The organism is Bacillus paramobilis, assembly GCF_038096195.1.
Classification (GTDB): domain Bacteria; phylum Bacillota; class Bacilli; order Bacillales; family Bacillaceae_G; genus Bacillus_A; species Bacillus_A mobilis.
On the sequence record NZ_CP151108.1, the window covers coordinates 4,081,746 to 4,097,958 of the forward strand.

A 16,213-nucleotide genomic window follows, 5' to 3' on the forward strand; every position below is an offset into this window, starting at 1 on the left:
ACCTGCTTTTTTCTTATTTCTCTACTGACGCCCATTTAAAGCTTAAATCGCCGCCATATTTATGGTTGTACATATTTTTAATTGATTCTCTTTGTATATATGCTCTACCGCGTTGATATACTGGAACAATCGCAGCGTCATCAAGTAACATTTTCTCTGCTTCTAGTAAGTTTTTCCAACGTGCATTTACATCGCTTCCATCTTTCTTCGCTTTCATGATAATTTCATCGTATTTCGGATTAGAGTATTTCATTTTATTTTGCGATCCGTCCGTCACAAACATATCAAGGTATGTAACTGGATCTGGGAAGTCTGCACTCCATCCAGAGAATGACATCACATAATCGCCCGCATCTTCTAGTTTTAGTTTTTGCGCGAATGGCTGTTGTTTAATTTTCACTGTTAAACCTGGTAAATTCTTTTCTAATTCACCTTTTAAATATTCACCTGTTTTCTTCGATAATTCAACATCTTCATTTAATAACTCTAATTCGATTTCATTTTTACCAAGCTCTTTTTTACCAGCTTCCCAATATTTCTTCGCTTCTTTCACATTTGGTTTTACAATATCTCCATTTACAGCACGGAAGTCTTTCTTATCTGGCCCTTTAATGAAGTTATCAGGAATTAATCCTGTTGCTGGCTTAGAACCGTTATTTAATAATGTATCAACGAACGGCTTACGTTCAAAAGCAAGTGAAATTGCTTTACGAATATTTTTATTTGCTAAAGCTGGGTCTTTTTGATTTAAACGAAGGAAGAATACAGATGTATCTTCTACTGTTTGAAAATCTGGTTTTCCTTTATATTTATCGATGAACTCTGCTAATAACGTCGCTCGATCGACTGCGTTTGTTTCATATAAATTAATTGGCGTAGACGTATCTTTTACAATATTAAAGTTTACTTCCTCAATCTTCACTTCTTTATTGTCCCAATATGACGCGCTCTTTGTCATTTTAAAGCTACGTTCATGTTGCCAATCACTTAATGTAAATGGTCCGTTATAAAGTGTTGTATTCGCTTCCAAACCAAACTTCGTACCTTGCTCTTTCACAAACTTTTCATTCACAGGATAGAAGATTGGATATACCATTAAATCTACAAGGTATGGAATTGAATTGTCTAATTCCACTTCTAATGTATGATCATCAATCGCTTTCACGCCTAATTGATCTGGACTCATCTCTTTTTTATTAATTTTCTCTGCATTTTTTATATCATACATAATGTACGCTGATTTCGCAGCTGTATCTGGGTTAATCGCTCTTTGCCATGCGTATACAAAATCCTTCGCCGTCACAGGCTCACCATTTGACCATTTTGCGTCTTCACGTAATTTAAATGTATATTTTTTACCGTCTTCTGACTTTTGGAATTCCTTCGCTACACCAGGAACTAGCTTATCATCTTTCCCTAAACTGTATAAGCCTTCCATCGTATTAGTCATTACTCTTGAAGAAACTGCCTCAGCGGATAACGCTGGATCCATCGTTGGAATCTCTTGTGTTTCAATTAAGTTAATAACTTGCTTCGCACCGCTTTTCCCGCTATCCCCTTTTGCGTTCGCTTGCGGTTCATCTTTTTGGTAGCTACATGCCCCTAACATCATGCTCATCGCTACTGTTGATACTACAAAAACTGGCATCTTTTTTTTCATACTTCCACCCTCCACAAAAATGTTAGCCCTTTCATTTTCAAACAAATAGAAATATATATATGTTCTAATAATTCATATTATACACACGAATATATTTTTTGTATATTTATATTTCTATTTTATTAAAATTTTCTGTTAAAAAATATACCTTTGTAAACGTTTTATATTGCTGATTATCCTTACTAAAGTGTTAAAAATAAATATTTTTATATTTTTCTAAATTATCAGAGAAAAATAAATTTTATATCTCATAATACTTTTTGCATAATTATCCTTCTCTTTTTATCATAAAATAGCGCCCCCTTCATAATAAAGATATGTAGGTTAAAATGAGTGCAAAGGATAAGAAAGTATGTTACGATACACTTTGCTAAAAATAGATATCGGTAAAGAGGGGACGGACATGACAGCAATTCAGGCAAAAAACGGGCCGACAGAGAAATTAAGTTTATTCTTATTAACATGGCCTATTTTTCTAGAAGTTTTTCTATTTATGTTAATGGGGATCGCTGATACTTTCATGTTAAGTGCATTATCAGACGATGCTGTATCTGGGGTTGGTGCAGCGAATCAATACCTCCATATCGCTATTTTGGTACTAGAAGTCATCGGGAACGGCGCAGCTATCGTCGTATCTCAATACCTCGGTTCCAAACGTTTTATGGAAGCATCTAAAATATCAGCTTTAGCCGTCACATTAAATTTAGTGGTCGGACTCATTATAAGCGCTGGTTTTCTTTTATTTTCAAAACATATGATGATGGCAATGAACTTACAAGGCGATGTACTCATGTATGCGCAAGGCTATTTATCCATCGTCGGAGGCGCTATTTTCCTTCAAGCTATTATTAATTCATTAGCCGCAATTATCCGCGTACACGGCTTCACAAAGCAAGCGATGTATATTTCTCTTGGAATGAATATTATTCATATCGCTGGAAACTACGTACTCATTTTCGGGAAATTTGGTTTCCCAGAACTCGGTGTACAAGGGGCTGCTATTTCTTCTGCTGTCAGCCGACTTATCGCACTTATCGTTTTCTTCTGGTTACTGTACCGCGTTATGGAATACCGTGTGAAATTACAATATTACTTCACCTTATCAAAAGAATACATCGGGAAAATTTTAAAAATCGGGATTCCATCTGCATTTGAGCAGGTTATGTATCAAGCTTGTCAAATTGTCTTCTTATACTATGCAACATACTTAGGAACGGAATCATTAGCGGCTAGACAATACGCTACGAACATTTCTATGTTCACTTATTTATTCGCGATTGCGATCGGTATGGGAACAGCTATTATTATCGGACGCCTCGTTGGCGGTGGTGAAAAAGATGAAGCGTATGAACGCGTATGGAAAAGTGTAAAATGGGCAATTGGCGTCACTTTATGTATGGTCGCTCTCGTCGTTACATTCCGCACACAATTAATGGGACTATTTACAGATAATCCGCACATTATTACGTTAGGTGCATCGGTTCTTTTACTAAGTGTACTACTTGAAACAGGGCGTACGATGAACATCGTCATCATCAATTCACTTCGCGCAGCTGGTGATGCAAAGTACCCCGTTTTAATCGGAGCATTCTCTATGGTGTTAATGAGCTTACCACTCGGTTACTTTTTCGCCTTCTATTTAGATATGGGGCTCGTTGGTATTTGGCTAGCGATTGCTATTGATGAATGGACACGTGCCATCATTATGTTCTTCCGCTGGAAAAGTAGAGCGTGGGAACGTTATGCACTCGTTAAACCTGAAGAACAAGAGGAGAGTGTTTCTGTTCAGGCACAGTAATACTCGTTTAATTAAAATGCATTAATTGGAAAATAACATTTATATTCACTTACCGACAAATGTTAACAATACAACTGTTTATAGAATAGAAAAAGAGCCATCCTTCCGCAATGGAAGGATGGCTCTTTTTCTTATTGATAAATCTCTTTATATTTCTTATACTCTGCTTCAGAACATAATACGAAATGTCCTGGGCGAATTTCACGCATCGTTGGTGCTTCACTAGCATAATCATGCTGAGATGGATCGTATACGATACGCTTACGATTGCGCTCATAATCTGGATCTGGAAGCGGAATTGCTGATAATAGTGATTTCGTATATGGATGAATTGGATTCGCATATAACTCTTCACTTGTTGTTAGCTCAACGATTTGACCACGGTACATTACGCCGATGCGGTCACTAATGTATTTTACCATTGATAAATCATGGGCAATGAATAAGTATGTTAAACCTTTTTCTTTTTGTAACTTTTTCAGTAAGTTTACAACTTGCGCCTGGATTGAAACATCAAGTGCTGAGATTGGCTCATCGGCAATGATAAATTCAGGTTCTACAGCAAGTGCACGAGCGATACCGATACGTTGACGTTGTCCACCCGAGAATTCATGAGGGAAACGGTTTGCATGCTCTTTATTTAAACCAACTGTGTTTAATAATTCATGAACACGGTCCATACGCTCTTTTTTGCCTTTTGCTAGTCCGTGAATATCAATACCTTCTGCAATAATATCCCCTACTGTCATACGAGGATTTAATGATGCATATGGATCCTGGAAAATCATTTGCATTTTACGGTTGAACTTCTTCAGTTGTGCGCGTGATTTTTTACCATGTACATTTTCACCATCGAACAATACTTCACCAGCAGTTGCATCATATAAACGAATAATCGTTCTTCCAGTTGTCGATTTACCACACCCTGATTCTCCTACAAGACCAAATGTTTCTCCGCGGTAAATATCAAATGAAATATCATTAACCGCTTTGACAACACCACCACTCACGTCAAAGTGCTGCTTTACATTTTTTACTTCAATTAATTTCTCACGTTGTTTAGTCATGTTGTTCACCTGCTTTCATTTGAAGAATGCGTTTTTCAACAACAGCCGGCGGTTTTACTTCTGGAGCTTGCTCGTGAAGTAACCAAGTTGCCGCATAGTGTGTATCACTTACTTTAAATAAAGGTGGGTCCATTTCAAAATCAATTTTCAGTGCCTGTGGGTTACGTGGTGCAAAAGCATCTCCCTTTGGCGGCTTTAATAAATCTGGAGGCGTTCCAGGGATTGCATATAACTCTTCTTCTGAACCATCTAAACTTGGCATAGATGCGATTAAGCCCCAAGTGTACGGATGTTTTGGATTGTAGAAAATTTCATCAACCGTTCCAATTTCAACAACTTTACCAGCGTACATAACTGCTACGCGGTCCGCAACGTTTGCCACTACGCCTAAGTCATGCGTAATGAAAATGATTGCCGCTTCTGTTTTTTGCTGAATGTCTTTCATAAGCTCTAAAATTTGCGCCTGAATTGTAACGTCTAGCGCTGTTGTCGGCTCATCGGCAATTAATAGTTTCGGGTTACAAGCTAACGCCATCGCAATAACTACACGCTGTCTCATACCACCTGAGAATTGGTGAGGATATTGTTTTAAGCGCGCTTCTGGATTTGGAATACCTACAAGGTCGATTAATTCTAACGCAACTTTACGTGCATCTGCTTTACTCATCCCTTGGTGTTTAATAAGGCCTTCCATAATTTGATTTCCAATTGTCATCGTTGGGTTTAATGATGTCATTGGATCTTGGAAAATCATCGCGATATCTTTACCGCGCACTTGTTGCATTTCTTTTTCTGTTAATTTCGTTAAGTCACGACCTTCAAATACGATTTCACCGTTTTTAATACGTCCTGGAGGATTCGGAATTAATCCCATTAACGCTTTAGAAGTAACTGATTTACCAGAACCAGATTCTCCTACAATCGCTAATGTTTCTCCTTTTTTCAAATCAAAAGTAACACCGCGTACAGCTTGTACTTCACCTGCATGTGTATCAAAGGAGACTTGCAAATCTTTTACCTCTAGCAATGTTTTCATTTTTACTTCTCCCCTCTTTTACTTACGCATTTTTGGATCTAACGCGTCGCGTAATCCGTCTGCCATTAAGTTGAATGCTAAGATTAACATACTGATGACAACCGCTGGGATGAACATCATATGTGGATACGTTTGAATTGATTTATAACCATCGTTTACAAGAGAACCAAGTGATGCGAATGGTGGCTGAATACCTAAACCGATGAAGCTTAAGAACGCCTCACCAAACACTGCTGTTGGAATTGTAAACATTGTCATTACGATAATTGGTCCCATTACGTTCGGGATTAAGTGTTTTACAATTAACTGTGTATTTGTTGCACCTAATGTACGAGATGCTAATACATATTCTTGATTTTTTAATTTCAGGATTTGTCCACGAACGATACGCGACATCCCTATCCAACCTGTAATCGCCATTGCGAGTGTAATTGACCATATACCAGATCCCATAATGATTACCATTAAAATAACGATGATTAAGTATGGAATACCGTTAATAATCTCCATAATACGCTGCATAATATTATCTACTCTACCGCCATAGAACGCTGAAATACCTCCATATGCAACCCCAATTACTAAGTCAATTGCTGCTGCTAAAAGAGCGATATATAATGATACACGCGTACCTTCCCATGTTCTTGTCCATAAATCGCGTCCAAGATCATCTGTACCAAACCAGAAATACTCTTTAATATCACGTTTTTCATATTGGTCAACACCATATTGATCTGTACCGTCAAATGGTAGCCAATGGACATTTTCAATAACAGGAATTTTCGGTGGTAATTTCGCACGACCTAAATCTTGCTCTTTATAAGAATGCTTACTTACCATCGGTCCTAAAACTGCTAGTAATATAATAAGCGCTAATAAAATGAAACCGAACATTGCCCCTTTATGTTGGAACAAACGTCTTCTTACATCTTGCCAAAACGTTAAGCTTGGACGGGCAATGACTTCATTATCAACATTATTTTGATTGGCTTGTTGAAATAAATCTGGAGATAATTTTTGTACATCTTTCATCATTTTTTCCCTCCCGCTAAACGAATACGAGGATCAATAATTCCGTATAAAATATCAACAATGAAAATAACTAAGATGAAAATCGCACTATAGAAAATTGTAGTTCCCATAATAACTGTATAGTCATTCACTGTAATAGATTTAACGAACTGTTCCCCCAGTCCTGGTACAGCATAAATTTGCTCAATAACTAATGTCCCTGTAATTAATCCTGCAACCATTGGTCCTAAAATTGTTACAACTGGAATTAACGCGTTACGAAGTGCGTGTTTGATAATGATAACGCCTTGGCTAATTCCTTTCGCTTTTGCTGTTAAAATGTAGTCAGCTTGCATAACTTCAATCAACTCTGCACGAGCAAAACGTGCGATTGTTGCGATAACTGCCATCGATAAAGCGATTGTAGGCATTACGGTAAACTCTGGTCCTTTCCAGAATGCTACTGGGAACCACCCAAGTTTTACCCCTACGAAATATTGTAGTAATGCGGCGAATACGAACGATGGTACCGACATCCCGAGTACGGAAATAATTGTCGCCCCATAATCGACCCACGTATTGTTACGAAGTGCCGCAACGATTCCTAAAATTAAACCGATAAATGTACCTAATATAATCGCTTGTAAACCAAGTTGTGCTGATGGTCCAATGCGATCCACAATCATATCTGTTACTGGACGGTTATCATATTGGAATGATACCCCTAAATCACCTTTTGCTAAGTTACCTAAGTAACGTGCATATTGAACTGGTACTGGATCATTTAAGCCATATTTTTCAAGAATGATTTCTTTTTGTGCCGGTGATAGTTTCTCCTGGTTTTTAAGCGGAGAACCCGGAAGTAATTTCATCAAAAAGAAAGTCAGTGTAGTAATTAAAAATAATGTCAAAGCCATGTACACGAAACGTTTTAATACATAACGTCCCATAGTCAAGCACCTCCCCGTTTTTCTCAAAAGCAATAAGATAGTTTAAAATATTCTTACTTTTATTTTTTTAAAATAAGAGCATATGCCCATCATAGGCATATACCCTTATTCATGATGGAAACCATTTTTAGTTTTTAAGTTCAACCCACTTATAGCTAAATTCTCCGCCATATTTATGTTCTAATAGGCCAGTAATTGAGCCACGTTGTAAATATGCTTTACCAGGTTGATATACTGGAGCAATCGCTGCATCTTCAAGCAATTGTTTTTCTGCTTTTAATAGAGCATCCCAGCGAGCTTGTACATCAACTTCTGTTTTCGCTTTTTTAATTAAATCATCATACGCTGTATTTGCGTAATTCACTTTATTTTGTGCATTACCTGTTGTATACATTTCAAGGAATGACATTGGATCCATATAATCTGGACTCCATCCCGCATACGACATTGCATAATCTCCACTTGCTTCAAGTTTTAGTTTTTGTGCAAATGGCTGCATTTTTGTTGAAACTGTTAAACCTGGTAAGTTCTTTTCAAATTGGCCTTTTAAATACTCTCCGATTTTTTTCGCATCATCAGTATCAAAGTTTAATAGCTCTAACTCTACTTTGTCTACACCAAGTTCTTTTTTACCAGCTTCCCAGTATTTTTGAGCTTCTTTCATATCCTCTTTTATAAGCTTTCCGTTTTCTTCACGGAAGTCTTTTCCATTCGGACCTTTTGCTAAGCCTTTCGGAACAAAACCATATATTCCTTCTGAACCATCGTTTAAGATCACTTTTCCAATGTTTTCACGTTCAAAGGACATTGCAATTGCTTTTCGGATATTTTTATTTGCTAAAAATTTATTCTTTTCATTTAAGCGAATAAATTGTGTAGATGGTCTCTTAATCGTTTTAAAGTCAGCATCTGATTTGTATTTATCTACAAATTCTGATGTTAACACTACACGATCAATTGCTTTCGTTTCATATAAATTTATAGCAGTTGAACGATCCTTAACAATATTGAAGTTTATTTCCTCAAGTTTTACTTCTTTATTTTCCCAATACGTTGGATTCTTCTTAAGTTGGAAACTTTGTTCATGCTTCCATTCATTTAATACGAATGGACCATTATAAAGTGTCGTATTGGATTCTAATCCAAATTTTGCTCCTTGTTCTGTTACAAACTTTTCATTCAAAGGATACAATGTTGGATAGACTGTTAAACTTACAAAATAAGGAACAGGGTTATCTAATTCCACTTCAAGTGTATGATCATCAATTGCCTTTACACCAAGCTCTTCAACTGGCAATTCTTTTTTGTTAACTTTCTCCGCATTTTTCACATCAAATAGTATGTAAGCAAACTTGGCACCCGTGTTTGAATCTACAGCTCTTCGCCAAGAATAAACGAAGTCTTTCGCTGTTACAGGTTCACCATTAGACCATTTCGCATCTTCACGTAACTTAAACACATACTTTTTGCCATCTTCTGATTTCTCATAAGATTTAGCGACACCTGGAACAAGTTTATCGTCTTTCCCCAGACGATATAATCCCTCCATCGTATTATTCATGATGTTAGAAGATGTTGCATCCGTTGATAACGTCGTATCCATAGTTGGAATTTCAGCTGTCTCAGTTAGATTTAAAACTTGCTTGTTTGAGGATTTTTCTTTTGCGCCTGCTTTATTATCCTCTTTTTGGTAACTACAAGCTCCTAACATACTGACTGTCAGCGTCGATGCAAGTAATAACGGTATCTTTTTCTTCATGTTGTGTTGCCTCCCCTAATTGCACTTCCTGTACCCTCACTTGTAAAAAAGTAGAATTGAAAGAATAATCTCCAAGTTTCTACAATTTTCATTATACATATAATATAACAATTGTGAATATAGTTTTTTGTTTTTTTGTTAAAATTTTTAATAAAATGTTTATTTTTTTATTTTTTTGTAAAGGGATACGTTAACATTGCTACCATCATCTTGAAATCAGACCTTTAATTGCGTATAATTTTCAAAAAATTAATTCTAGTACATATTATAGCTTTTATAGTATAATAATTCTAGTAATATTTTGACGGAGGGGAACATTTTGAATAAAGTTTTTTTTCATACTTGTATACTAATTTTCATAGCGATAATCGCTTCTAGTATTGGCGCATTCCTCGTTTCATCGCAATTTTTGTTGAATTTTGTCAATATATCGTTTTATGTCGCACTATTTTTTATTCTTGTTGGCGGTTTTTTATTCATATTTCAAAATGGATTTTTCAATGTAACAATTTACGCCTTCCAAAGAGTATTTGGTACGAACAAAAAAATTGAGTCTTTAATTGAAGAAGTAGAGGAACCTGTCGATAAGAAAGAACGTATTTATAAAACATATTCATTCAAATGGACGTATCCAATTTGTATTACAGGTATCATTCTTGGGTTGTTCTCGACCCTCATTAGCTTTACTATTTTGATGTAGTTTGCAAACACTATCCCATATGATATAATAATCAGCAAAACATTTTGTTATAAAACTTTAGTTCTTTCATATTAAAGAGCTCAGGTAACAATAAATAAATTTATATGTATGCGATGATAAAGAAGAGTACATATTGAGGCAATTTCAGAGAGCTTGTGGCTGGTGTGAACAAGTAATTGTACAGTATGGAATGGGCTTTTGAGCACCAAACCGAACCGAAAGTAGTAGGCTTTGGCGTTATATCCAAACGTTATTATGGATTAGAGAGATTTCACAGTAGTGAAATAATTAGGGTGGTACCGCGGTCCATTCGTCCCTATAGTTTTTTGGGATGAATGGGCTTTTTTGTTTGTCTTCTCTTTCCTATCACGCATTCAAATTTAGGAGGAATTACTTATGTCAGTTATCTTTTCTGGTATTCAGCCGAGTGGAACGATTACACTTGGAAACTATTTAGGAGCTATGAAGCAATTTACAGAGCTTCAAAATGAGCACGACTGTTATTTCTGTATTGTAAACCAACATGCAATTACAGTACCTCAAGATCCCGTACAACTTCGTAAAAACATCCGCAGTCTTGCTGCGCTTTATGTAGCATGCGGCATCGATCCTGAAAAAGCTACTTTATTTGTACAGTCAGAAGTACCAGCACACGCTCAACTAGGATGGATTATGCAATCAGTTGCTTACGTTGGAGAATTAGAGCGCATGACGCAATATAAAGATAAAGCATCAGGTAGAGATTCAGTACCAGCTGGATTACTAACGTATCCACCATTAATGGCTGCTGATATTTTACTTTACAACACTGAAATCGTACCGGTTGGTGATGACCAAAAACAACATATGGAATTAACACGTGACCTAGCAGAGCGTTTCAACAAGCGCTTCCGTGAAGTGTTCACTGTTCCTGAAATTCGCATTCCAAAAGTAGGAGCTCGCGTTATGTCATTAACAGAACCTACGAAAAAAATGAGTAAATCTGATCCGAATCCAAAATCAATGATCAGCATGCTTGATGAACCAAAAACAATTGAAAAGAAAATTAAGAGTGCTGTAACTGATTCTGAAGGTATTGTGAAATTCGATAAAGAAAACAAACCTGGCATCTCTAACTTATTAACTATCTACTCTTCATTCTCAGGAAAAACAGTAGAAGAAATCGAAGCAATGTACGAAGGAAAAGGATACGGAGACTTCAAAGGCGACCTAGCACAAGTAGTCGTAGATGCAATTCGTCCAATCCAAGACAAATATAACGAACTAATCAGCTCACCAGAACTAGACGAAATTCTAGACAAAGGTGCCGAAAAAGCAAACCGCGTTGCATTCAAACAACTACGCAAAGTAGAAAACGCAATGGGGTTAAGTAGAAAACGTAGGTAACTTATAAAGCGGAGGCGACTGTTTAGCCCTGACGGCTAAGGTTCTTTCCCACAGAAGGTGCTTTTTACCTTCTCGTGGGGAAGGTTCTTAGACGCGAAGGGCTAGGAGCCCGAGCTGGATTTCTTATAAAGCGGAGGCGGCTCGCTTAGAATGTGAGGGGGATGGAGCTCCTGACGTAGAGGCGCTTTTTGCCTCGCAGGAAGGCGCGAAGCCACCGAACATTCTTGCCGCCGGAGCTGGATTTCTTATAATGCTCGCTGAAGCAAAGTTACAACAAATTAAAAAAACCGCCAATCGGCGGTTTTTTAATTTACCTTTTGCTCGTTTTCCATTTCCCATAACTTTTCAAAAAATGGCTGTCCTTTTACGAGACGCTCACATAATTGTTCGTGCTTCTCAGACCAGCCTGTTTTCGCTTCATCGTACAGTTTAGCCCAAATATCTTCAAATTCCATATGTTGAACCATTCCGTATGCTGATGGATCCCACTCTGTGAACCAATAGCGAATTTCTGCTGTGTTTTTCGTTGTATGTAATTGATCTAACGCCATAAATAATAATTGTTTAAGCTGTCTTTCTTTACGAGTTAAGCCATTCATAATGAAAGGTGATGGTGATAAAATATGATGTTCTTTTTCCATTTCTTCTACTTGGAACTCATACTTTTCTGCTTGTACGTTTTCTACCATCTCATATACCATCTGCTCTTGGCGCGGTATAAGTCTGCTCTTTCGAATTGGCACATTGTAACCAATTGTGTCGATCGCAATAATTCCTTTTCCATCTGTAACTACAAAGCAATACTCTTGCTGCAAACGTTCATGATTTTTACGAATATAAGCCTTATGATGTACGTCTTCCAACATTTTTTGCGGAAGCTCTAACAATTCGTTCTCGATGTAATGATATAATGTGGCATCTACTTTTAATAATGGCACTTGATCTAATAGCTCAATCGTATCATCTTTCCGCCATTCGTAAAAATGACAAACGTTATACCCATTCTCTTCACCTTCAAACCAATTTACCCATACATCATGTAGATATAACATTCACTACCCCTCACTTCACTACTGTTTGTATCAATCATTATGTTCAATTTTTCTTAACTTTATTCCACCTAAGGAAATATATTCTAATTATTATTTTTTCTTCTATTAATACTAAAAAAAACAGGAAATAGGGTTCCTGTTTTTTTATATATGAAATGTATTTGCTTTATTCAATATTTCTTTTGCATCTATAGATAATAAAGAAAGCGTATCTTCTCCTTCCAAAGTTACACAATCTTTGACAATATGAAATCCAAGTGCATAGCCAAGCATTTTCGGATAAGAATGAAATCCATTTAATAAGATGTCGTGTTCCCTTGTTCCTCGTTTTATACTTATTCTTTCATGTACAACGTTTTCCCAATAATAAATAGCCTCTTCTTTTGAAAGATACGTCGTCCACGGTGCATTGTTCTTTTCTGAATATCTTTCCGTTACTGCTTGCTCAGCTAGCCCTTCCATAATCATCGTATCAAGTAGTGTATATTCTGTTTCTTTCGTCTCAATTCGATGTAACCTGCATATGTGATGATATTCATGCGCCAATAACACTTTTAATTCTTCCACCGAATTCCGTCCGCATACGAATAAGAAAATAACGTGACGCATAGATAATCCAGCCCTGCCGTTATACTCTTCTTGCACAGTTCGATTATAGGAATCTGATAATAAAATAAAGACAGGGACATCCGGACCTTTTAACCAAGTTTTCAGCTTCTCATACTCCGTACGTAATTCTTTCCAAACTTCCTTTTTCTCTAACTCTTTAATTTCTTGTTCTCCTCGCATAATCGGGCGATACATACCTTTAGAAATTAAAAAGCGGTACAACCTTTCTTTTGGCAGCGGGATATACTTCGTAAACTTCTCACACAGCTTTTCTGGCCGTCCATAATATAAATGTAACCACTCAGCAGTTTCAACAATCCCCATCTTTATCCCTCCTTTTTCTTATGTATATGCAAAAGGAGAAAAAGACGTAAAAATAAATAAGGAGTTTTTTCGCAATATGCTACGAAAAAACTCCTTATTTTATCTATTATTTATACGATTTAAATACTAATACTGCGTTATGACCACCGAATCCTAGTGAGTTACTTAATACTGCATTTACTTCTTGTTGTCTCGCTTTATTCGGCACGTAATCTAAGTCACATTCTGGATCTGGTGTTTCATAGTTAATTGTTGGAGGGATTACTCCGTCTGTAATTGATTTAATTGAGAAGATCGCTTCAACAGCACCAGCTGCTCCTAATAAGTGACCTGTCATTGATTTCGTTGAGCTAATTGCTACTTTATACGCGTGCTCACCGAACGTTTCTTTAATTGCCATCGTTTCATACTTTTCATTCGCATCCGTACTTGTACCGTGCGCATTAATGTAATCAATATCTTCTGGCTGTAGGCCTGCATCTGCTAAAGCTTGACGCATTGCACGCACGCCGCCTTCACCGCCAGGAGCCGGCATTGTAATATGGAATGCATCACCAGTTGCACCGTAACCAGCGATTTCCGCATAAATGTGAGCACCACGAGCTAATGCGTGCTCTAATTCTTCAAGAATTAAAATACCTGAACCTTCACCCATTACGAAACCGCTACGGTTTTTATCAAATGGACGGCAAGCTGTTGCTGGATCTTCATTAAATGTTAATGCTTTCGCTGAACTAAATCCTGCAAATGCCATACTTGTTAACGGTGCTTCTGCTCCGCCTGTTATCATTGCATCAGCATCACCGCGCTGAATCGCTTTAAATGCATCACCAATTGAGTTTGCACCAGATGCACAAGCCGTTACAGAACAAGTGTTAATTCCTTTTGCTCCTGTTGCGATTGATACTTGACCTGCTGCCATATCTGGGATCATCATTGGTACGAAGAATGGGCTCACGCGGCGCGGGCCTTTCTCAGTAAAAATCTTAAATTGTTCTTCGTATGTTTCCATACCGCCAATACCAGAACCAATCCACACACCAATTCGAGGTCCGTTTTCTTCTGTAATTTCAAGCTTTGCATCCGCAACTGCCATTTTCGCTGCTGCTACTGCATATTGTGTAAAGCGATCCATACGGCGCGCTTCTTTTTTATCAATATATTTCTCGACTTCAAAGTCGTTAATTTCTGCTGCTACTTTTGCTGGAAATAGTTCCGGATCAATTCTTGTAAGTCGTCCGATTCCAGATACACCCTTTTTAATGTTTTCCCACGCTGTTTCAACATCTGTTCCGATCGGTGTAACAGCTCCTAGTCCTGTAATTACGACCCTCTTTTTTTCCATACAAAATACACTCCTTTTTTTCTCTCAGTCCTTATTTACCCCAACGAAGAGCAACTGCTCCCCATGTTAATCCACCGCCAAAACCAACAAGTATAATTAAATCACCATCTTGAATACGTCCGTTTTGCAATTCCTCTACCATTGCAATTGGAATTGAAGAAGCTGATGTATTACCGAACTTCTCAATTGTCATACTCATTTTTTCTTGTGGTAAATTTAATCTTTCTCTTGCAGATTCCATAATACGAATATTCGCTTGATGCGGTACTAAGAAATCCACATCCTCTTTCGTAAGACCAGCCTTATCCAGCACGCGAAGACAAGATTCACCAAGTTGACGAACGGCAAATTTAAAGACTTCTCTGCCATTCATCATAACATACTCGTCTTGATATAGATGCTTACCGCCACTTCCGTCTGCTCCTAATTCGAAAGATAGAACGCCTCTTCCTTCTGAAACAGCCCCCATTACGATAGCACCGGCTCCGTCTCCAAATAGTACTGCTGTATTGCGATCATTCCAGTCTACAATTTTAGAAAGTTTATCACTACCAACTACTAATACATTTTTATAAGTTCCCGTTTGAATAAATTGCTGTGCTGTAATCATTCCGTACATAAAACCAGCACACGCTGCACCTACATCCATTGCAGCTGCATGTTTCGCTCCAATCGCTTCTTGAATGACACAAGCTACCGCTGGAAACGCACGATCTGGTGTTACTGTCGCCACTAAAATAAGATCGATTTCCTCTCCACTAACCCCTGCATCTTCAAGTGCTTTTTTAGCAGCCTCTACGGCCATATATGAAGTATCTATTGTATCATCGGCAATGCGTCTTTCTGCAATTCCCGTTCTCGTACGAATCCATTCATCGGATGTATCCATTATTTTCTCTAAATCGTGATTTGTGACTACTTTTTCCGGCACATATCTTCCGATCCCTAAAATGCCCACGTTCACATCGCAGCCCTCCGTTTTATATCAATTATTATGACTTGGTACTAATTTTAAAACATAAATGTATTTTTGTCTAGAATATATTTCAGCTAAAACATAAAGCTAGGCATTATTCACCTTATTGTTTATGAAAAGAAACAGAAACATACCTTTCCTGTTTCTTTTGAAATATAAAAAGGCCCGAGCCCCCCTTCCATCTAAAAAGATGCCTTTTCTGCTTTCCTTCTAAACTAGAGAGTTCTCCTCACTACTTTTCCTTTATCCTCTTCATATCTCTCGTTTTCCCCCAGGCGAGAATAAAAAAGGCCCTGACCGCTTCTATCCACGGTTCGGGCCTCTCTTCCATCTAAAAAGATGCTTTTTATTCTTGATCTGCTTTCCCAAGCTCATATGCTTCGTTCATAACTTTCATCAATAACTCTAATACTGGTTGTGCTTTCTCCATATCAAGAGCAATTCCATTATCATCTAAAATGGCCTTTGCTTCTGGTAAATGCTTCATTGCGATTTGTAAAAATTGCATGCTTTTCTCATTCATATTATGTTCTTCCTCTC

The 16,213-nt window shown here is 37.4% G+C and carries 14 protein-coding genes and 1 other annotated feature; of the genes, 3 read left to right on the plus strand and 11 right to left on the minus strand.

Going from position 1 to position 16,213, the window contains the following annotated elements; all coding sequences use genetic code 11:
* Positions 1 to 13 precede the first annotated feature (13 nt).
* Positions 14 to 1,660, minus strand: a complete 1,647-nt coding sequence (locus AABL52_RS20910) for a peptide ABC transporter substrate-binding protein (protein WP_341518322.1) — start codon at positions 1,658 to 1,660, stop codon at positions 14 to 16.
* A gap of 352 nt (positions 1,661 to 2,012) precedes the next feature.
* Between AABL52_RS20910 and AABL52_RS20915 the strand changes: the two genes are divergently transcribed.
* A complete protein-coding gene (locus AABL52_RS20915; protein WP_341518323.1) occupies positions 2,013 to 3,458 on the plus strand; it encodes an MATE family efflux transporter in 1,446 nt (481 codons plus the stop codon).
* A gap of 131 nt (positions 3,459 to 3,589) precedes the next feature.
* Here the strand turns inward: AABL52_RS20915 and AABL52_RS20920 are convergent, their stop codons facing one another.
* From AABL52_RS20920 to AABL52_RS20940, 5 genes are all read right to left on the minus strand, one after another.
* A complete protein-coding gene (locus AABL52_RS20920) occupies positions 3,590 to 4,525 on the minus strand; it encodes an ABC transporter ATP-binding protein (protein ID WP_000166353.1) in 936 nt (311 codons plus the stop codon).
* Positions 4,518 to 5,561, minus strand: coding sequence for an ABC transporter ATP-binding protein (locus AABL52_RS20925; RefSeq protein ID WP_000854346.1), 1,044 nt, complete (start codon positions 5,559 to 5,561; stop codon positions 4,518 to 4,520). Before AABL52_RS20925 ends, AABL52_RS20920 begins: the two co-directional genes overlap by 8 nt.
* Positions 5,562 to 5,579: 18 nt before the next feature.
* Complete coding sequence (gene opp3C, locus AABL52_RS20930) at positions 5,580 to 6,596, minus strand: oligopeptide ABC transporter permease (RefSeq protein ID WP_000974095.1); 1,017 nt, start codon at positions 6,594 to 6,596, stop codon at positions 5,580 to 5,582.
* Positions 6,593 to 7,522: an oligopeptide ABC transporter permease gene (opp3b, locus tag AABL52_RS20935; RefSeq protein WP_000534165.1), complete on the minus strand. Its 930-nt coding sequence runs from the start codon at positions 7,520 to 7,522 to the stop codon at positions 6,593 to 6,595. Before opp3b ends, opp3C begins: the two co-directional genes overlap by 4 nt.
* 127 nt (positions 7,523 to 7,649) lie before the next feature.
* Positions 7,650 to 9,281, minus strand: coding sequence for a peptide ABC transporter substrate-binding protein (locus AABL52_RS20940; protein WP_341518324.1), 1,632 nt, complete (start codon positions 9,279 to 9,281; stop codon positions 7,650 to 7,652).
* A 319-nt stretch (positions 9,282 to 9,600) separates the two neighbouring features.
* Between AABL52_RS20940 and AABL52_RS20945 the strand changes: the two genes are divergently transcribed.
* Together AABL52_RS20945 and trpS are read left to right on the plus strand one after the other, a co-directional pair.
* Positions 9,601 to 9,981, plus strand: a complete 381-nt coding sequence (locus tag AABL52_RS20945; protein ID WP_341518325.1) for a DUF3899 domain-containing protein — start codon at positions 9,601 to 9,603, stop codon at positions 9,979 to 9,981.
* Positions 9,982 to 10,085: 104 nt separating this feature from the next.
* Positions 10,086 to 10,302: a binding site (T-box leader), on the plus strand.
* 75 nt (positions 10,303 to 10,377) lie between these two features.
* Complete coding sequence (trpS, locus tag AABL52_RS20950; RefSeq protein WP_061678727.1) at positions 10,378 to 11,367, plus strand: tryptophan--tRNA ligase; 990 nt, start codon at positions 10,378 to 10,380, stop codon at positions 11,365 to 11,367.
* Positions 11,368 to 11,672: 305 nt separating this feature from the next.
* On the opposite strand, the gene AABL52_RS20955 is transcribed toward trpS, so the two are convergent.
* The 5 genes from AABL52_RS20955 to AABL52_RS20975 form a co-directional block, all read right to left on the minus strand.
* Positions 11,673 to 12,419 carry a YjbA family protein gene (locus tag AABL52_RS20955; protein ID WP_000966126.1) on the minus strand — a complete coding sequence of 249 codons (747 nt, stop codon included), beginning with the start codon at positions 12,417 to 12,419 and terminating at the stop codon, positions 11,673 to 11,675.
* Positions 12,420 to 12,563: 144 nt separating this feature from the next.
* A complete protein-coding gene (locus AABL52_RS20960) occupies positions 12,564 to 13,352 on the minus strand; it encodes a DUF2268 domain-containing protein (RefSeq protein WP_097845337.1) in 789 nt (262 codons plus the stop codon).
* A gap of 106 nt (positions 13,353 to 13,458) precedes the next feature.
* Positions 13,459 to 14,697: a beta-ketoacyl-ACP synthase II gene (fabF, locus tag AABL52_RS20965; protein ID WP_000412643.1), complete on the minus strand. Its 1,239-nt coding sequence runs from the start codon at positions 14,695 to 14,697 to the stop codon at positions 13,459 to 13,461.
* 31 nt (positions 14,698 to 14,728) lie between these two features.
* Entirely contained in the window at positions 14,729 to 15,661 is a 933-nt protein-coding gene (gene fabH / locus AABL52_RS20970) for a beta-ketoacyl-ACP synthase III (protein ID WP_001100534.1), read from the minus strand.
* Positions 15,662 to 16,019: 358 nt separating this feature from the next.
* Positions 16,020 to 16,196 carry a ComZ family protein gene (locus tag AABL52_RS20975; protein WP_009879752.1) on the minus strand — a complete coding sequence of 59 codons (177 nt, stop codon included), beginning with the start codon at positions 16,194 to 16,196 and terminating at the stop codon, positions 16,020 to 16,022.
* Between the last annotated feature and the right edge of the window lie 17 nt (positions 16,197 to 16,213).